We start from the raw sequence: 19083 nt of genomic DNA, 5'->3' as shown, positions 1-19083 counted from the left end.
AGGCAACGCGCCGCCTCCGACCCTCCGGGGCCGAGGTCCACGCGTGCTGAAGAACCTGCAGAAAGAGTGAGAGTACACATGCCCGCCGAGACAATTCTTTGGACCAGCAACGACGCCGATCTTGAGACATTGACCGATGCGTATTACGCCCATATCGCCAGCGAGGATCGCCACCAGGTCAGCGCAGACCGCCAGCAGCAGCGGGTGCGCGAGCACCTGCACCTCGCCGAGACCCGGACCGACTCCTCGCCGGTGATCCAGGTGGTCCAGGTCGGAGGGCAGAGCCTGGTCCAGGTCGTCACCGATGACATGCCCTACCTGGTGGACTCGGTCACCGCCGAGGTGACCCGCCACGGCCACGGCATCTCCCTGGTGGTGCACCCGATCCTGCTGAGCAGCCGCAGCACCGACACCGGCAAGCTGGTCTCGGTGAAGTCTCTGCCCTCGGAGCACCGCGGCGTCTCCTCGGGAGACACCCAGACCTTGCCCAACCTCGCCGCCGTCTTCGACGAGCAGCACCTGGTCAAGATCGAGTCCTGGATCACCATCGAGCTGGACCGGGTGATCCCGGAGCAGGACGCGCAGACCCTGGTCGCGGGGCTTCACCGGATCCTGCTCGACGTCAAGGCCAGCCATCGCGACCAGGACCGGATGATCGCCCAGGTCAAGGCCGCCGGCAGCGCGCTGCGCGAGGCCAGTGACCTGCCCGAGTCCCGGGAGTCAGCCGACCTGCTGCAGTGGATGGGTTCCGGGAACTTCCTGTTCCTGGGCTACCGCGAATACCAGCTCGCCGACTACCCCGACGGGTCCGTCCACCTCGATCCGCTGACCGGGACCGGGCTGGGGATACTGGCGGATAAGAACGGCAAACCGATCACCCGTCGCTCCACCGAGCTCTCCGCGGCCGGTCGGCAGCGCGCCGGGCAGCGCCGCGCCCTGGTGATCACCAAGGCCAACTCGCGCTCCACCGTGCGCCGCCGCACCTACATGGACTATGTGGCGATCAAGACCTTCCACCCGGACGGCACCGTCAAGGGCGAGCGCCGCTTCATCGGACTCTTCAGCGAGCGCGCCTACAGCGAGTCGATCGTGAACATCCCGCTGCTGCGCTCCCGGGCCGAGCAGCTGCTGCGCCGCTCCGGCTTCGCCCCGGACTCGCATTCGGGCAACGACCTGATGCAGATCCTCGAGACCTATCCGCGCAACGAGCTGCTGCAGATGGAGATCGACGAGATCGAGCAGGCCACCTGGCAGATCATGCAGCTGCAGGAACGACGCCGGGTCAAGCTGTTCCTGCGTCGGGACCACTACGGCCGGTTCATGACCGCCCTGGTCTATCTGCCCAGGGATCGCTACAACACCGCGGTGCGTCGGCGCATCGAACAGGAGCTGCTGGACTACATCGCGGCGGACTCCATCGACTTCAACGTCCGGCTCACCGACTCGGTGCTGGCCCGGGTGTTCTTCCGGCTTCGGCTGGCCGACGACGCCGCCGAGCCGACCGGCACCCAGCAGGACCTGGAACAGCGCCTCACCCGGGCGGTGCGCTCCTGGTCCGAAGGCATCGCCGCCGAGGCGGGGGACCGCTACTCCTCCTCCCATGCCCGCGACGTCGCGGCGCGCTGGGGCGAGGCGTTCCCAGATGACTACCGGGTGCTCTACGAGGTCCCAGACGCACTCGCCGATGCCGCCCAGTTCGAGGCGCTGGAGGCGTCCGCCGAGCAGGGCCAGGCGGTGCCGCGGATGAGCTTCTACCGCACCGGGGACAACGGCGTGGCGGACATGCGGCTGAAGCTCTACCTCACCGAGCCCAAGACGCTCACCGACACCCTGCCGGTCATCGACGACTTCGGACTCGAGGTCCTCGACGAGCGGTCCTACACCCTGCAGTGCCCCGACGGAGCCACCTTCCACCTCTACGACCTGGGCCTGTTCTACCCCGAATCGGTGGACGCCGACGCCACCATCGGGCTGCTCCAAGAGGCCTACCAGCAGGTCCTGATCGGCCGGGCCGAATCGGACATCTTCTCCCAGCTGGTGCTGCGCCTGAGCCTGAGCATCCGCAGCGTGACCGTGCTGCGCGCCTATGCGAAGTACTACCGCCAGCTCGGGAGCACCAACTCCTACAGCTTCGTGGCGGAGTCGCTGCTGGCCAACCCCGAGATGGCCACCGCCCTGGTGGACTATTTCGAGGCCCGCTTCGACCCCGACCTCGACGGTGACCGGGAACAGCTCAGCGCCGCCGCGCGTGAGCGGGTCACCGAAGCGCTGGAGCAGGTCCGCACGCTGGACGCGGACCGGGTGCTCAGCGCCCTGCTGAACCTGATCGACTCCACGCAGCGCACCAACCTCTACCAGGACCGAGACTGGCTCTCGCTGAAGCTGACCCCGGCAACCATCGACGCGGCACCCGCACCTCGCCCGGCCCACGAGATCTGGGTCTACTCGCCCCTGGTGGAAGGGGTGCACCTGCGCTTCGCCAAGGTCGCCCGCGGCGGCCTGCGCTGGTCCGACCGACGTGAGGACTTCCGCACCGAGGTCCTGGGACTGGTCAAGGCGCAGATGGCGAAGAACGCGGTGATCGTCCCCTCGGGGGCCAAGGGAGGCTTCTTCCCGAAGCAGCTTCCCGACCCGGCGGCCGACCGCGCGGCGTGGTCGCAGGCCGGCCAGGAAGCCTACAAGATCTTCATCCGGGCGCTGCTGGACATCACCGACAACCAGAGCGAACGCGACGGACAGATGGTCATCACCCATCCCGAGCGGGTCGTGCGCCACGACGGAGACGACGCCTACCTCGTGGTCGCCGCCGATAAGGGCACCGCCACGTTCTCCGACACCGCGAACGCGATCAGCAAGGAATACGGGCATTGGCTCGGCGACGCCTTCGCCTCCGGCGGGTCGGTGGGCTACGACCACAAGGCCATGGGCATCACCGCCCGGGGCGCCTGGGAATCGGTGAAGTCACACTTCTCCGAGCTCGGTCTGGACACCCAGCGCGAGGACTTCACCGTCATGGGCATCGGAGACATGGGCGGAGACGTCTTCGGCAACGGGATGCTGCTCTCCGAGCACATCCGACTGGTCGCGGCGTTCAACCATCTGCACATCTTCATCGACCCGGACCCCGACGCCGCGGCCAGCTTCGCCGAACGGCAGCGGCTCTTCGCCGCCCAGCGCTCCGGCTGGAGCGAGTACAACCTGGACCTGATCTCTGCCGGCGGCGGGGTCTTCTCACGTACCGCGAAGACCATCGAGGTCACCGAGGAGATGCGGCGCCGCTTCGACCTTCCCGACGCGCAGCAGCTCACGCCTCCGGAGCTGATCAACGCGCTGCTGAAGGCGCCGGTGGACCTGTTCTACAACGGCGGCATCGGCACCTACGTGAAGGCCTCCACCGAGACCCACGAGCAGGTCGGGGATCGCGCGAACAACGCCATCAGGGTCGACGGCGCGGCGCTGCGCGCCCGGGTGGTCGGCGAGGGCGGCAACCTGGGACTCACCCAGGCCGGGCGGATCGAGGCAGCCCAGAACGGGGTGCTGCTGAACACCGACGCCATCGACAACTCGGCCGGAGTGGACTGCTCCGACCACGAGGTCAACATCAAGATCCTGATCGACCAGCTGGTGGAATCGGGTCATCTCGAGGTGGACGAGCGCAGCGAGCTGCTCAGCTCGATGACCGAGGACGTGGCCGCGCTGGTGCTGGAGACCAACCGGGACCAGAACATGCTGCTGATGACCGACCGGCACCGGGTGGGCGAGTGGTCGCCCAGCTTCCAGCGGCTGATCAGCTGGCTGGAGGACACCGTGGGGCTGGACCGGGAGCTCGAGGTGCTGCCCACCGATGGGGTCTTCGAGGAACGCGCCGCGAACAAGCAGCGGATCCTCACCTCACCGGAACTCTCGGTGCTCGCCGCCTATGCGAAGATCCAGCTCAAGGCGGCCCTGGTGGAGAACTCGGTGCCTGATGACGACTGGTTCGGGGTCACGCTCGAGCAGTATTTCCCGGCACCGCTGCGCGAACGGTTCTCCGATCAGCTCGCCCGTCACCCGCTGCACCGCGAGATCATCGGCAACGTGGTGGCCAACGACGTGATCAACGTCGGCGGGGCCACCTTCGTGTTCCGTGCCATCGAGGAGACCTTCGCCGCCGAGGAACAGGTGGTCCGGTCCTTCGTGGCAGTGCGCGAGCTCTTCGCCCTGGAGGACTTCGACGACGCCATGCGTGAACTGCCGGTCAGCTTCGACCGGGACGCCTGGGCCAACACCTACCGGGACATGCGCCGGCTGTTGGACCGCGCGGTGCGCTGGTTCATCAACCATGTCAGCCGCGGCACCTCGGTCCGCGAGGACGTCGCGACCTACGCAGACCATATCTCCCCGCTCTACGGCGATCTCGCCAGCTACCTGCGCGGGGAGGACCGCGAACGGGTCGAACGGCTCCACGAGGAGGCACTGGAGTCGGGCATGCCCGCCCAGCTCGCGACCTGGGTCTCACAGCTCTTCGAGGCGTTCTCGCTGCTCGACATCGCCACCCTGGCCCGGGACCTCGAGCTGGACTCCCGCGAGGTCGCCGGGGTCTACTACGCGGTCTACGCCGACTTCAGCGCAGACTCGCTGCTGAACCGGATCACCAACCTGCCCCGTGAGGACAAATGGCAGGCCCTGGCCCGCGGCGCCCAGCGGGACGAGCTCTACGGGGCGATGGCCGAGATCACCAGCACGGTGCTGCGCACCACCTCCAGCGAGACCGCTCCCGAGCAGCGGCTCGAGGAGTGGAAGCAGGCCAACGGAGCCAAGCTGGCGCGGGCCGAGAAGCTCGTCGCCGAGGTGGACGCGCTCGCCGATGACAACATCGCCTCGCTGACCGTGCTGCTGCGGCACCTGCGCGGGCTGGTGGACTCATGAGCCGACGTCGTTGTCTGGGCACCGCCGTGCACGGCACCGTCTTGACCAGCAGCGTCTTGACCAGCACCGCCGCCTGCACCGAGGAGCCCTGAGATGGCCGTCTTCCAGGACCCGCTCGTCGGGCACCGTCACCTCTCCAAGGATGACGTGGAGTGGCTGCATGCCCTGGTGGGGGACTGGCAGCTGCTCTCGGACCTGGCGTTCTCCGACGTGGTGCTGTGGTTCCCACACACCGAGGAGGGGTTCCTCTCCTCGGAGGAGCGGTCCTTCATCGCACTCGCGCAGGCTCGCCCCTCGACCACGCAGACCCTGATCCACCGGGACGTGGTCGGGGACCGGATCCGGGCCGATCTCAAACCGATGGTGGAGCGGGCCTGGACCTCCCAGGTGGAGACGAACTCCTCGGACCAGGGTCAGCCCTCCCCGGCGCGGATGCGGGTCCAGGCCATCCCGCTGATCCATCGCGGTCGCACGGTCGGGGTGATCACGCTGCATTTCGCGGTGGCCGCGATGCGCAGCCCCTCCCGGCTGGAGCTGACCTACCGGCGCTGCGCCGAGGATCTGCTGGTCATGGTGGCCGAAGGACGCTGGCCCGACGCGAGCCAGGAGTTCACCGGCTACGGCGGAGCCCCACGGGTGGGCGACGGGCTGCTGCGCCTCGACGTCGAGGGCCGGATCACCTTCGCTTCGCCCAATGCGGTCTCGGCGCTGCTGCGCCTGGGCGTCTCGGACACCCTGGAAGGACGCTCGCTGGCCGGCATCGGGTCCGAGCTGCAGCGCGCCACCGGGGTGGCCGTGGATGAGTCTCGGCCGATGATGCTCACCGGGCGACGCGCGATGCGGGCCGAGCTGGAGGCCCACGGGGCCGCGGTGACGCTGCGCTCGATCCCGCTCTGCGCGCCCTCCCGCGCCTCCATGATGACCGGGGTGATGCCCTCTGACCTGGGCTGCTTCGACAACGGGGATGACTTCGCGTCCTCCGTGCCGACCTTCGCGCATACCGCTGCGGCGCCTGCGCCGCCGACCTCGAGCCGCGGCGCGCGCGAGGCCCGCGGCGGAGAGCGCTTCGCCGCGCTGGTGCTCTGCCGCGATGTGACGGAGCTGCGCCGCCGGGACAAGCAGCTGATGAGCAAGGACGCCACGATCAAGGAGATCCATCATCGGGTGAAGAACAACCTGCAGACCGTCTCGGCGCTGCTGCGGATGCAGTCGCGACGGATGGACTCGCAGGAGGGTCGGGAGGGCCTGCGTCGGGCGATGCGCCGGGTGGAGACCATCGCGATGGTCCACGACTCGCTCTCCAAGGGACTCGAAGAGACGGTGGACGTCGATGAGCTGATGCGCCGCCAGCTCCGCCTGGCCGCGGAGATGGCGCAGTCGGACCGGCAGGTGATCACCGCGCTGGAGGGCAGCTTCGGGCAGCTTCCCCCCGATATGGTCACCCCGCTGGCGCTGGTGATCACCGAGATCGTCGCCAACGCGGTGGAGCACGGCTTCGGCCCGGATCCCGCGCGCCGGGAGCTGCACGTGAGCATGAGCGTGCAGCGCCATTCCGACGCCGCCGGACGTCAGCGCCTGGAGCTGGAGCTCACCGACGACGGCGTGGGGCTGCCAGAGCAGGAATGGGAACCCGGCCTGGGGCTGCAGATCGTGCGCACCCTGGTCCGCGGAGAGCTCTCCGGATCCATCGAATGGGAGACCGCGAGCGGACCGGCCGAGGGCGGGACCCAGGGCGGTGCCGGGACCGGCGCCGAGGGCGGGTCCGACCCAGAGCCGGGCACAGAAACGGCGAGGGCCGGGACACGGGTGAAGCTCCGTGCGCCGATCCTCGCCGCGTCGATGAAGACTGGAGGGTGAGGCCTCAGGAGGCGCGGCGAGCGCGCGCGGCCCGACGCTTGAGCGCCCGGCGCTCGTCCTCGCTCATCCCGCCCCAGACACCTGAGTCCTGACCGGTCTCCAGCGCCCACTGCAGGCAGGTGTCCATCACGGGACATCTGCGGCAGACGCTCTTGGCCTCTTCGATCTGAAGCAGGGCCGGTCCGGTGTTGCCGACGGGGAAGAAAAGCTCAGGGTCCTTGTCCAGGCAGGCTGCTCGGCTGCGCCAATCCATGGGATCACTACTCCTAGGGCGCCTCGTGGGCGCCGATGTTCGGGTCATTGGGCATTCAGCGGCAAGTCCACGACCGAGCCCCGCTATGAGGTGCTCGTGCATGAGTCTCCACGGAGTCTCATCCGCTTCCAGGCGACAGAATGTTCCACGGTTCTGACGATCCGCAGTGCCTGGACTGCTGTACGGTTCCAGGCCTCGGGTGAGGTTTCCTGCCATCCCGAATAAGTACGCAATCAAGGCTGGCATGTTAACTGCTGGCAAACAAGAGTTCGCACTACGGAAATGGCCGCGAAACAGTGTGTACTTTGTCACAGAATTCTCAGGCTTCGGAGAAGCTCCAGGTCAGCGGGTTGGCTTAGGAAACCGGCGGAGTGAGGGCTGCGGTCCTGCCCGCGGCCCCCGGGTGGTTCAATGGAGCTATGGCCCCAGAAGACTCCGTCCAGCCGGATTTCAACGCCCCTCGGCCGCCGCGCCGCTTCGTCCAGGCGCGACCCCGTCCGCTGGCCGTGTGGGTGATCTTTCTGATCCTCTTCGTCCAAGGCCTGGCCGTGGCCTTCAGCACCATCGCCAGCGCCGTGGCCTCCCCGCCCCAGGTGCTCGACACAGCGGGCCAGATCGCCCTGGTGGTGCTCTATGTGCTCTTCGGACTGATCCTGGTGGTGCTCGGCTTCAGAATCTTCCTCGGGGTCCAGGGCGCCCGCACCCCCGCGATGGTGTTGCAGCTCCTGATCGTGGTGCTCTCCTTCAGCTTCTTCTCCGGAGGCGCCAGCCTGATCGGGCTCGCCTTCCTGGTGCCCGCCGCCGTGGCGCTGGTGCTGCTCTTCATCCGGCCCACCCAGGTCTGGCTCAGCGAGGCGGATCCTCAGGACTGAACCGCCCCAGCAGCGTCTCCGCCCAGTGCAGGTGGTGTTCACGCTGATCGGCGCTGTGTGCACCCGGCAGCAGCGAGAGCAGCACCGCAGCAGTCCGCGCACCGAGGTCCTGACGGTCCGCGTGGAGCAGAGCGTGCACGTGGAAGCGCCGCGCGAACTCCGGCACGGCCGCATACCCCTGGGCGTCGAAGCTCGGCAGCGTCAGCAGATGCCCGAGCATCGTGGCGAGGTCATCGACCCGGTATCCCGGCCCCACCGTGTCGGCATCGATGAGACCGGTCGGGTGCCGACCCGTCTGGTCCAGGAACAGGTTCGCCGGGTGGAAGTCCCCGTGCGTGGGCACCACCGGTCCCGGTCTCTCGCGCAGTCCTGAGCCGATCCGACCGCGAAGCTGCTGGACTCGGTGCCGATCGGCGCCGGCTGCGACGGCGGAGGCCGCCAGGGCGTCGAGCCGCTGTGCCGGCGGCACCCGGGGCGGCATCCCGAGGGTCCCTGGGCGCAGCGTCTCCAGTGCGGAGATCAGCACCTGAGGATCGGGCAGGACGACGTCGGCTGGGGCGGTGGGCCGGTAGAGGAGACTGGTCAGCGCCAGCCCCGGGGCCTGGTCGAGCACCAGAATTCCGTCCCCGGCATCGGCAACGGCGGGGATCAGCTCGGAACAGCCGTGGCGCGCCAGCAGCTGCTGGGCCCGGGCGGGTCTGACCACCTTCAGGTAGACCGCGCGCTGGCCCCGGGCCGAGACCACCACCGCGCGGTAGACGGCGCGGCGCAGCGGGCGCAGCACCAGCATCTGGAGGCTCTGCAGCCGGCACTGCTCGCCGAGCACCCGGCCGAGTCGCGACTCCAGCTCGGTGGCGTGGTGACCCTCTCCGCCGGCGGCGGGACGTTCCACCACGAGGAGGCCCGGCAGCTCCGGGTCCACCGGATGCACCCACAGGTGCACCGTGCCCTGAGAGGAGTCAGCCCGGACCGCACCCATGTGGGAGCGCTGCTGCGGGGTCAGCTCCACGGTGCTGGCCACGATGGTCAGCTCGGCGGACTCGCCCAGGCGGGCGAGCTCGATGGGGTCGGTGGGATCGGGCTGCCCGGGCGGCCGGGCCCCTGCATCAGCGTCAGGCACCGCGCACCGCACCCGGTAGCGCGCCGAGACCTCGGCGCCGGACCGGGGGTGGATCTGCTCCAGCTCCCAGCCGCGCATCCTCATGCCGGAGGTCTCCAGGGACTGCCGCAGCAGGGTCTCGGCCTCGGGGCCGCGAAGCACCCCCAGCAGATCCCCGCGCAGCTCATGCTCAGCCATGCCGCCATCCTGCCGCACCCAGATGAAAGAACTCTCATCGGCGGAGCGCCGCTTGCGGCGGGACTGAATGAGAAACTGAACGTGATGCGCCACTCACACCAGCCCGCTGCCGACTCAGGCCCGGAGTCCGCCGAGGCCCCGGTCCCGCGGCGCGGCCTGCCCCGCGCCTGGCGTTCGGGCCGGCTGAACGTGCGGGCGCGGATCCTTACCGCCGTCATCGGTCTCGCGGCGTTGGCGCTCGCGGTCTCTGGCTACACCGCCTTCGCCATACAGCAGGCACAGATCGAAGGCCGGATCGACGCCGAGCTGGCGGCCGACGCCGAACAGTTCCGGGTGCTGCACGAGGTCGGGGTGGACCCCTCCACCGGCGAGCCGTTCAGCTCCCCGGAGGAGCTGGTGCGCACCGCGATGGAGCGGATCATCCCCACCCGCAACGAGGGCATCGTGGGTCTGGTCGATGGACAGGTGGCCTACACCTCCCCGGTGACGCCGGTGCGGCTGGAGGAGGATCGGCAGCTGATGCGCGCCCTGGAGCCGCATGCGCTCGGCGACCGGGCCACGGTGGTGACCGTCGAGACCGAGACCACGAGCTACCGCGCGGCGATCGTGCCGGTCCAGGGAGGCCTCGCCGCCGAGGCCGCGGACTCCGCCGCGGAGGAGCCGCAGGTGGGGGCGCTGGTCATGGCCTATGACATCGCTGCGGAGAAGCGCGTGTTCGCCGAGGGTTTCCTCATCTACGCGGCGGTGGCGCTGCTGTCCCTGGGTGTGGTGGCCATGGTCGGCGGCGCGATCGCCGGCCGGCTGCTGCACCCGGTCGGTGTGCTGGCCTCCTCGGCGCGGCACATCGGCCGCGAGGACCTCTCCGAGCGGATCCCGGTGACGGGCAAGGACGATCTGGCCGAGATGACCAAATCGGTCAACGAGATGCTCGACCGGCTCCAGGAGTCCTTCCAGGCGCAGGACCAGCTGATCCACGACGTGAGCCACGAGCTGCGCACCCCGCTGACCATCGTGCGCGGACACTTGGAGGTCCTCGACGTCGGTGACCGCGAGGACGTCACCTCCACCCGGGAGCTGACCCTTGATGAGCTCAGCCGGATGAACCGCGTGATCGACGATCTCACCACCCTGGCGCAGGCCGGCCGGCCGGACTTCCTCCAGCGCGCCCCCACCGACATCGGCACCCTGACCGATGAGGTCTATGACAAGGCGCTGGCCCTGGGGCCGCGCCGATGGATCGTGGAGTCCCGCGCCGAGGCCGCCGGCTGGGTGGACCGGGAGCGGCTCACCCAGGCCTGGCTTCAGCTGGCGGCCAACGCGGTGAAGTTCTCCGCGCCGGGATCGGTGATTGCGCTGGGGTCAGCGCGCAGCGCCGCGGAGCTGCGCCTCTTCGTCCGGGATCAGGGCGAGGGGATCGCGGCGCAGGATCAGCACCGCATCTTCGAGCGCTTCGGGCGCACCGACGCCACCAAGCCGGGGTCCGGGCTGGGACTGCCGATCGTGGCCGCGATCGCAGCCGCCCACGGCGGTCGGGTGGACCTGGACTCCGCGCCCGGAGTCGGGGCACGCTTCACCGTGGTCATCCCGCTGGAGCACAACACCGCTGCCGCCCAGGAGCTCGGAGGGGATGCCGAGGCCGCACCCGAGGACGACGGCGCAGCCGCGCCGCCGCCGGAGCCGATCGAGACAAGGAGCCATGGATGACCCAGATTCTGCTCATCGAGGATGAGGACCGGATCGCGTCCTTCGTAGAGAAGGGTCTGCGCGCGGCCGGGTACGCCGTGCTGCGCGGCGCCACGGCATCGGAGGGGTTCGAGTACGCGCGGAACAACTCGGTGGACCTCGCGGTCCTGGATCTCGGTCTGCCCGACGAGGATGGGCTGCGGCTGCTGGGTCGGCTGCGCGGGCAGGGCTTCTCCGCGCCGGTGATCATCCTGACCGCCCGCAGCACCCCGGCCGACACCGTGGCCGGACTTGAGTCGGGAGCGGATGACTACATGTCGAAGCCGTTCAGCATCGACGAGCTGCTGGCCCGGATCCGGCTGCGGCTGCGCGGAGGCTCTGCCGAGGAGCCGACCACGCTGACCGCGGGCGCGCTCGTACTGGATCTGCATGGACGGCGGATCACCGTGGGGCAGAAGCAGCACGATCTGTCCTCCCGAGAGTTCGCCCTGGCCGAGACCTTCATGCGGCATCCGGGCCAGGTGCTCTCCCGCGAGCAGCTGCTCGAACGGGTCTGGGGCTACAGCTTCGATCCCGGGTCCAACCTGGTCGACGTCTACGTGCGCTACCTGCGTGCGAAGATCGGCGCCGCGGCGATCCAGACCGTGCGCGGAGTCGGGTACCGGCTCGACGTCTGAGCCGGCCTCCGCCGCCAGGCGGCTCGCGGAGCCGGACTCAGCTGGGCGCCGAGGGCGCCGACCAGCTCGCCGCGGAGGCGGCTGACCAGCTCGCGGCCGTGGCCGGTGACCAGCTGGCCGGTGTGACCGGGGACCAGCTCTCGGGGGTGGGCGGACTGACCGGGGACCAGGAGGACGCCGACTGCAGCGGTGGCTGCTGGTAGCTCGACGGCGGCGCCGGAGTGACAGCCGTGGGGCTCCCGGGCGCGGACTCCTCGACCGAGGCCGACTCTTCGGGCCCCGGCGACGGGGCAGAGGTCGCTGACGAGGCAGAGCCGTCGCTGCCCTCATCCCCGGCGGCGGAATCGGTGGAGGAGGCGGGCTCGCTCTCGCCGGTCACCTCCAGGGCGCCGCCCAGGTCCTGCGTCTGGTCGGGACCGCTGAGCTCGGCCACTGCCACGGTGCCGCTGAGCGCCGCGATGCTCAGGGCCCCGGTGATGATCCAGCCTGTCTGCCTGTCCATGACGTGAGGTCCTCTCTGCTCGACGGTGCTCTCCCGTTCCTCATCTCATCTTCCATCATCCGGTGCGCAGGTGAGCAGCCGGTGAGACCAGGATGAGAAGACTCTCATCTTCCTCCGGTGCTCCACGACACCTGCGCCGCGGCGCCCCGCATCGCGGCCGCGACGTCGAGGTAGGCCGGCCGCACGGCATAGACGCACCCCAGACGCAGCACGGCGGCCCGCTCATAGACGGCCAGCGACTCGTCGGGGATCTCCAGCCGCGCGGCCATCGCGTCGATCCCGCGGAGCACGGTGATCGACGCGGCGGGCTCCCAGATCCCCTGCAGTCGCCGCAGAAGGGCATGGGCCCGCAGATTGCCCAGGTCCAGAGCCGGATCGGCCAGACACGCGGTGTCCACATCGAGCAGGCCGGGTCCGTGCTGCGGGCTCCAGAGCAGCTGCTTGTCGTGCAGGTCGCGGTGGGCCGGACGCAGCGGCACCTGCGGCAGTCCGGCCAGCTGTCGGCTCACCCGCTCGACGCCGCGTCGCAGCTCTTCTGTGGCGCTGACATAGGGGGCGGCGAGCCCGGCCCAGTGCGTCAGCACCTGGATCTCGTGCTGCGCCGTGTGTTCCGGGGTGCCGGGATCGTCTGGGCCGGCGCTGCCGGGGGCGGTCGCCGCGGGGGAGGCGACCGCCCGGGACCAGGCATCGAGCACCTCGGCCCAGGCCCGTTGCCACTGCCGGGTCCCCAGGGCCCCCGGGTGGTGCAGGCTCGCCCCCTCCAGCGCGCCGAAGGTCACGGTGGACCTGGTGTGCGCCAGCACCTCGGGGGTGCGGAAGTGCGCGGCGAAGGTGCCGGCTCGCTCGATCCCGTCCAGGACGTCTCCGGCGCGACCGCGCCGCACCACTTTGATGAACTGGTCCTCGCGTCGCACCACGGCGCGCTTGCCGGGCCGGTGCGAGACGACGACGCCGTCGCGGGAGAGCTCCTGCAGGTCGCCCAGCCGGGGGTCGACGCCCAGCGGCTGCAGGCGGGCGCGCTCGCCGTCCCAGCTTCCCGCGCGACGTTGATCGGCGTCCTGGCACTCCAGGCTGAGCTCGGGGTGATGGGGACTGGGCCAGGCCCGGGTGACGGGCAGCGAGCGGCCGTCTTCGGTGAGCACTGCCGGTGGCAGCGGGCGCTTCGTCGTCGGGAGCGTGGTCATCGTCTCAGGGCCTCCTCGCCCAGGCTCAGGGTGGTGCACATGCGGTCGGCCCATTCGGGTTCGCGGTGCCGGAACGGATCAGTGGCGGAGCTCAGCTGGGCATAGGCCTCCCAGACAGCGATCCGACGCAGGTCGGGGATCCCGTGCCCGGAGTATCCCTGGAGAAACGCGCTGATCAGGGGGTCGAGTCCCAGCCTGCGGCAGGAGGCGCTCCAGCTGCCCAGATCCCGCATCGGGTCGCCGACGCCGGAGCGGTCGAAGTCGATGAGTCGGATCTTGTGACTCTCCGGCGTGGCCATCACCACCTGGTCGGGGGAGAGGTCGCCGTGCAGCTCGGAACCCGGCGTCGGGGGCAGCGCGTCGATCGCGGCGCGCACCCGGTCGGCGAGGCCCCAGGCAGCATCGGCGAGCCACGGGGCGTGGGCGGCGACGGCGTTCGCTGAGCTGCTCAGTCGCAGCGGGAGCCGGTCCCGCCGCGACCCGGCGGTCTGCTGGTGCAGCCGACCCAGGGCCGCCCCCGCAGTGGTCGCGGCCGGACCGTAGGGCGCGCCGCTGAGGTCTTCCCAGCCCCACAGCGGCGCGCTCGTGGCGGTCCCGCGACCGCCCACCGGGGTGCTGCGCACCAGCGGGAGGCCGAGGTCTCGCCAGCGCTGCGCCGTCGCCTGGGCATGGGCGGTGCCCCTGGCGGCGACCCGCAGAATCTTCTCGCCGTGTCCGACACCGGTGGGCGGCACGGCCGCCACGACCCGGCGTCTGGGGTTGTAACGCAGGATCTTCCAGGGCAGCTCGGCGGCGCTCATGCCGTCCATCGCCTGGCGTGCCTCCCTCAGGTCCTTGCCCAGCACGGGATCGGCCCAGAGGCTTCCGCTGAACAGATGCGGCGGGTGCTCCGAGTACACGCGGAATCGCGCAGCGCCTTCGGTGTCGGCGGCTCGCTGGCGAGCTTTGGTGAGCTTGTCCTGGTCGACGGTGAGCATCGCCCAGCCCGGTTCGGCGTCGTCCGTGGTGAAGGCGGCGACCACCGAATGCCCGGTCTTGATCCGGACCCGGGTGATGCTGGCCGGCTGGTCCAGCAGCGTCGAGAGCGCACCGGAGTCCAACAGGGTGCGGGCTCCCGGGATGCCTGCGGCCTGGGCCGCAGCCTCATCGGCCGCGGTCCACTCGGTCTGCGTCTGACTCATCGACTCACCTGCTCTGCCCGGTCTGCCGACCCCGACGTCGTGGTGGCCACGGGGTCGTCGAGCGGGCCTGGGTCCTCGATCCACGCAGCGCCCTCGGTCGGCCCCTGCTCCCCGGCTCTCTCGCTCCCGGCCTTCTCACTCCCGGTCCCGGAGTCTGCCGCGCTGCGCTGGGCGCTCGCCCACTGCGCCAGCCGCGAGCTGGGGTCTGCGAGCAGCTCCGTCGGGGTTCCGTCCTCGTGGATGCGTCCGGCCTCGAGCCAGAGCACCCGGTCCAGACCCTGGATCATGCTCAGGTCGTGGGTGATCGCCACGGTGGTGCGGCCACGGGTGAGTTCGCGGATCGAGTTCTCCACCACCCCGCGTGAGGCGGGATCCAGACCCGTGGTGGGCTCGTCGAGTAGCACGATCGGCGCGTCGCGGACCAGGGCTCGGGCGATCGCCACGCGCTGACGCTGGCCGCCGGAGAGCGTGTCCCCGCGGTTGCCGAGTTCGGTCTCATACCCCTCGGGCAGTGCCATGATGAAGTCGTGGGCGCCGGCCCGTCGGGCCGCCTCCTCGACCTCGGCGTCGGTGGCGTCCTGCCGGCCGTACCGGATGTTCTCCCGCACCGAGGTGCTGAAGAGCACCGACTCCTGGAGCAGGATCGCGATGTTGCGCCGCAGGTCGGCGCGGGTGACGTTGCGCGCCGAGTACCCGTCCACCAGCACGGACCCGGAGTCTGGATCGGCGAGGCGCAGCAGGAACCCGGCCAGAGTGGACTTCCCGGCACCGGAGGGCCCCAGCAGCCCCACGCGCTGGCCCGCCGGGATGCTCAGGTTCAGCTTCTCGAACAGCGGCGTGCCGCGGTGGTCGTTCGCGCTGATGTTCCAGAAGGTCAGCTCCCCGGAGGCGCGTCCCAGTGGCAGCGGATCCTTCGGATCCTGGATCTCGATCTCCTCGTCGAGAAGATCCGCGATGCGCTCGCCGGAGGCCGTGGCGCGCGCGATCCTGCCGGTGTACTTCGCGGTATCGCGCAGCGGCTTCATCGCGATCTTCAGGTAGAGCAGGAACAGCACCATGTCCCCGGGCGTCATGAGCCCCTGGAGCACCTGCCAGCCTCCGAAGCCCAGCACCACGGCGGTTGCGATGCCGACCAGCAGATCGGTGGAGCGCTCCAGGCGTGCGGCGAGCTTCCGGGCTCGGATCCCGGCCTTGAGCGCCTTGGCGTTGCCGGCGGCGAAGCCCGAGGCCACGGTCTCCTCCAGGCCGTATGACTGCACCACGCGAATCGCGCCCAGCGCCTCGGCGGCATCACCGACCAGCTGACCCTCACCCTTGCGGGTGGAGCGGGAGGCCGAGGTGATCTTCGGAGTCAGCACCCTGCTGGAGAGCAGGTATCCGGCCCCGGTGAGGAGCACGATCAGCGCGAGCAGCGGGTTCAGAATGAGCACCACGATCAGCAGCGTCACCAGGGTGAGCAGGTTCCCGATCATGGGAAGCCCCGCGGTCACGGCGACCTCCTGGAGCCGGCCCATGTCCCCGACCAGACGCTGGGAGGTGTCACCGATGGAGGCCTTGGAGTGGTATCGCAGCGACAGCGACTGGATGTGGTCGAAGACTCGGCTGCGCAGCCTCGCCGCGACCTTGACCCCGGTCTTGGCGAAGGCGATGGTCGAGACGTAGTTGCACACCGCCCGGCCGCCGACGATCAGCGCCAGCGCGAACGCCCAGAAGATGATCATCCCCTCCACGTTGTGGCTGGAGTCGATGGTCTCCTCCACACGTGCTCCCAACGCCTCGGACACGGCGTCCACGGCGAACTTCACCGGCCACGGCTCGAGCACCCGGAACGCGACGTCGCCCATCAGGGCCAGCAGCCCGAGGGTGATCAGGAGCTTGTGCTCACCCAGGTGCGGCAGCACCATGCGCAGCGTGCGCATGACCCCGCGACGGTGCATCGTCCGGGAGGACTTGGCATCGGTTCGTCGACTCATCCTCGGGTCACCTCCAGGACTGGCAGCTCCTCGAGCAGGTCCTGGGCGCGCTGCATCCAGCTGTGTCTGTCCTCCACGAGGCTGCGCCCGGCTGCGCCCATCCTGGCGCGCCGATGGGGATCCTCGACCAGCCGGATCAGCGCTGCCGCGAGCGCGTCCGGGTCGCCGGGGGTCACCGTCTCGCCGCAGGCCTCCGCCGAATCGCCTTCGAGCAGCACCGGCAGCTCACCGAGCCCGGAGGCGATCACCGGCACCCCGGCGGCGAGGTACTCGTAGACCTTCAACGGGGAGAAGTAGTGGTCCTCCGGCTCACCGGGAGCGGGGTAGGGGGCTGCTGCGATGTCCAGGCCAGCCAGCAGCTGTGGCACCTGCGCCGGGGAGACCGGTCCGCTGAACTGGACGCGGGCACCGAGGCCCAGCTCGGCGCCGAGGGCCTCGAGGTTCTCCCGCTCCGGTCCGCCGCCGATGATCTGCAGCCGCAGGTCCGGCCGGGGAGACTCGTGGGCGGGCACCCGGGAACGCTGGTGCTCCAGAACCTCGGCGAAGGCGCGCAGCAGCACGTCGGTGCCGTGCCACGGCTTCAGGGTCCCGAGAAAGCCGATGGTCACGGTGGGCCGCTGGTGCGTCTCCCCGGCTGTGACTGGGGAGTCGGGGCGGCGGGCGCAGAATCGCGCGGGATCCACCGCGTTGGGGGTGACCCGCACCGTGGGAGTCGCCTGGAGGGCATCTGCGGGGAGCATCCCGCGTGCCCAGTCCGCGACCGGCGTGGAGACGCAGGAGAGCAGATCGGCCTGGCCGAAGGTCTCGCGGGTGGACCGTTCCGCCGATGCCAGATCGTGGAGGCTGCGGTGCCGCTGCTGCTCGGTGAGCAGCGGAGCATTGACCTCGACCACCAGCCGGGCGGTGCTGCGCCCTCGGGCCTCGACGCCGGCGGTGGAGAACAGGGAATAGCGCTCGTAGAGCAGGTCGAAACGGCCCTCGACGCAGAGATCGGCCATCCTGGCGGCGGCCCGGCCGACGGCGATCTCCCGGGCGGCCGCCCCCTTGACCCCGGAGACCGGGACCACGAAGACCGGCAGGTCTGCGAGATCGGCGGGGACCGAGGCGGTGGCGGGGTCATCGTGTCTGTCCCCGCGCTTGGTGCAGAACACGGTGACCTCGTGGCCGAGCGCCCGGAAGGCGCGGATCATCTCCTGAGCGTGCACGCTGGCACCCTTGGAGCCGAAGATCCCGATGCCGGGGTCAGCGAGCAGGTATCCGATCCTCATACCGACTCCTCCACCGCTGCGAGCCGGGACTGAGCCGCAGGGGCTCCTGGATCGCGGACCAGGCCATGGAGCCGACGTGCCTGGGCCGCGGAGTCGAAGCGCTGCTCGATCAGGGTGCGCGCGGCCTCGAGCATGGGCAGGTGTCTCGGGTCGGCGGTGATCGCCTCGGCCACCGCCGCGGTCAGGGCCTCGACGTCACCGGTGGGCACCAGCCACCCGGTCTCACCGTTGCGGATCACCTCGCCCACGGCGGTGACCTCCGCGGCCACGCAGCGGATGCCGCGCGCCATGGCCTCCAGCAGCACGGTGGGCAGCCCGTCGGCGTTCCCGTCGGCCCCGATCACGAACGGGGCCACGAAGACGTCATGCGAGCCCAGCAGCTCACTGACCTCCTGCTGGGTGCAGGGCCCCAGCAGGCGCACGGCGGAGCGCAGCCCGGCGTCGTCGATCTGTTCCTGGAGCTGGGCCGTCAGGGGTCCGTCCCCGGCGATGTCGGCCTCCACGTCCAGACCTTCTGCGCGCAGCCTGGCGACCGCCTCGATGAGCAGATGGAAGCCCTTCTTCTCCACCAGCCGTCCGATGCCCAGCAGCCGGGCGGGACGCGGAGTGATCTCGACGCCGCCGCCGGCCGCCGGGTCTGCTGCGGGCCGAGCCCCGAGGTTCGGGGTGAACGGGAAGCGGGAGAGCTCCAGCCCGTTGCGGACCAGATGCAGTCGCTGTGTGGCGGCCGGGAATCGGGCGCGCAGGTCATCGAGGTTGTAGCCGGAGATCGTGATCGCGTGGTGCGCCTCGGCCAGCTTCGCCTCGAGCTCACGCTCGTCCACATCCTGGTGGAAGATGTCCTTGGCGTGGGCGGTGAACGAATACGGCAGGCCGCTGATGAGACCCGCCAGCCGGGCCACGGTCGTCGCGATCGAGGCGAAGTGCGCGTGCAGGTGGGTGACCCCGGCCTGCTGCGCCGCGTAGGCCAGACCCACAGCCTGCTGGGCGTCGTCGTGGCCGGCGGCCAACAGCTCCGGGAGGCTGCGCTGCAGCCCGGACGCCAGGGCGGGGCACTCGGCGGCCAGGACCAGCTGGGTCCACAGCTTCGAGGAGGTGGAGCTGCGCGGCACCTGGATCACCGGGGCCTTCACCCGGGCCAGCTCCGGGTGGAAGCGGGCATCGGTGCTCGGCCGCAGCGAGAAGATCACGATCCGCTCGCCGGCGGCTTCCCGGGCCAGGATCTCCGAGACGATGAAGGTCTCCGAGAAGCGGGGATACATCTTCAGCACATATCCGACCACGGGACCGTCCGGCGCCGGGGACGTGGCGTCGGACTGGTCGGGGTGCGGGGCATGGGTCTTCTCGACGGTGGGATCAGTGGACATGAGAGTCGGACCTCGCTTCGGTGGCTGGGGGTGTCAGGGGAGTGGCGGCGCAGCGCGGCGC

Annotated in this window: 13 protein-coding genes; 5 read left to right on the top strand and 8 right to left on the bottom strand. The window is 70.2% G+C overall.

All coding sequences use genetic code 11. The features are described from left to right. Positions 1-78 precede the first annotated feature (78 nt). Together I2487_RS01450 and I2487_RS15360 are read left to right on the top strand one after the other, a co-directional pair. A complete protein-coding gene (locus I2487_RS01450) occupies positions 79-4908 on the top strand; it encodes an NAD-glutamate dehydrogenase (protein ID WP_207170696.1) in 4830 nt (1609 codons plus the stop codon). 93 nt (positions 4909-5001) lie between these two features. Further along, positions 5002-6765 carry a GAF domain-containing sensor histidine kinase gene (locus I2487_RS15360; protein ID WP_255545843.1) on the top strand — a complete coding sequence of 588 codons (1764 nt, stop codon included), beginning with the start codon at positions 5002-5004 and terminating at the stop codon, positions 6763-6765. Positions 6766-6769: 4 nt separating this feature from the next. Here the strand turns inward: I2487_RS15360 and I2487_RS01435 are convergent, their stop codons facing one another. Next, on the bottom strand, positions 6770-7018 hold the full coding sequence (locus I2487_RS01435; RefSeq protein WP_036474112.1) for a WhiB family transcriptional regulator: 249 nt from the start codon (positions 7016-7018) through the stop codon (positions 6770-6772). Between the two features lie 419 nt (positions 7019-7437). Between I2487_RS01435 and I2487_RS01430 the strand changes: the two genes are divergently transcribed. Beyond that, positions 7438-7890: a hypothetical protein gene (locus tag I2487_RS01430; RefSeq protein WP_207170698.1), complete on the top strand. Its 453-nt coding sequence runs from the start codon at positions 7438-7440 to the stop codon at positions 7888-7890. On the opposite strand, the gene I2487_RS01425 is transcribed toward I2487_RS01430, so the two are convergent. Continuing rightward, positions 7865-9187: a phosphotransferase family protein gene (locus I2487_RS01425; protein WP_207170699.1), complete on the bottom strand. Its 1323-nt coding sequence runs from the start codon at positions 9185-9187 to the stop codon at positions 7865-7867. The two genes, I2487_RS01430 and I2487_RS01425, sit on opposite strands and share 26 nt — an antisense overlap. Positions 9188-9271: 84 nt before the next feature. Here I2487_RS01425 and I2487_RS01420 point away from each other — a divergent pair, with 84 nt between their 5' ends. Continuing rightward, positions 9272-10891 carry a sensor histidine kinase gene (locus I2487_RS01420; RefSeq protein ID WP_255545841.1) on the top strand — a complete coding sequence of 540 codons (1620 nt, stop codon included), beginning with the start codon at positions 9272-9274 and terminating at the stop codon, positions 10889-10891. After that, positions 10888-11547 carry a response regulator transcription factor gene (locus I2487_RS01415; protein ID WP_207170700.1) on the top strand — a complete coding sequence of 220 codons (660 nt, stop codon included), beginning with the start codon at positions 10888-10890 and terminating at the stop codon, positions 11545-11547. The genes I2487_RS01420 and I2487_RS01415 overlap by 4 nt, the downstream gene beginning before the upstream one ends. Before the next feature lie 37 nt (positions 11548-11584). Here I2487_RS01415 and I2487_RS01410 read toward each other — a convergent pair whose 3' ends face one another. The 6 genes from I2487_RS01410 to I2487_RS01385 form a co-directional block, all read right to left on the bottom strand. Beyond that, positions 11585-12049 (bottom strand): hypothetical protein, encoded by a 465-nt coding sequence (locus I2487_RS01410; protein WP_207170701.1) that lies wholly within the window; start codon positions 12047-12049, stop codon positions 11585-11587. Positions 12050-12153: 104 nt separating this feature from the next. Next, on the bottom strand, positions 12154-13233 hold the full coding sequence (locus tag I2487_RS01405) for a phosphotransferase family protein (protein ID WP_207170702.1): 1080 nt from the start codon (positions 13231-13233) through the stop codon (positions 12154-12156). After that, positions 13230-14414 carry a phosphotransferase family protein gene (locus I2487_RS01400; protein WP_207172995.1) on the bottom strand — a complete coding sequence of 395 codons (1185 nt, stop codon included), beginning with the start codon at positions 14412-14414 and terminating at the stop codon, positions 13230-13232. The genes I2487_RS01405 and I2487_RS01400 overlap by 4 nt, the downstream gene beginning before the upstream one ends. Continuing rightward, complete coding sequence (locus I2487_RS01395) at positions 14411-16387, bottom strand: ABC transporter ATP-binding protein (protein ID WP_207170710.1); 1977 nt, start codon at positions 16385-16387, stop codon at positions 14411-14413. Before I2487_RS01395 ends, I2487_RS01400 begins: the two co-directional genes overlap by 4 nt. After that, positions 16384-17655: a glycosyltransferase family 4 protein gene (locus I2487_RS01390; protein ID WP_207170711.1), complete on the bottom strand. Its 1272-nt coding sequence runs from the start codon at positions 17653-17655 to the stop codon at positions 16384-16386. Before I2487_RS01390 ends, I2487_RS01395 begins: the two co-directional genes overlap by 4 nt. Beyond that, positions 17652-19022 carry a glycosyltransferase family 4 protein gene (locus tag I2487_RS01385; protein WP_207170712.1) on the bottom strand — a complete coding sequence of 457 codons (1371 nt, stop codon included), beginning with the start codon at positions 19020-19022 and terminating at the stop codon, positions 17652-17654. Before I2487_RS01385 ends, I2487_RS01390 begins: the two co-directional genes overlap by 4 nt. Positions 19023-19083 lie beyond the last annotated feature (61 nt).

It is taken from the genome of Nesterenkonia sp. E16_10 (assembly GCF_017347085.1).
Taxonomy (GTDB): Bacteria; Actinomycetota; Actinomycetes; order Actinomycetales; family Micrococcaceae; genus Nesterenkonia.
Note: the sequence above shows the minus strand (reverse complement) of the source record. Positions and strands in the feature narration are given on the sequence as shown.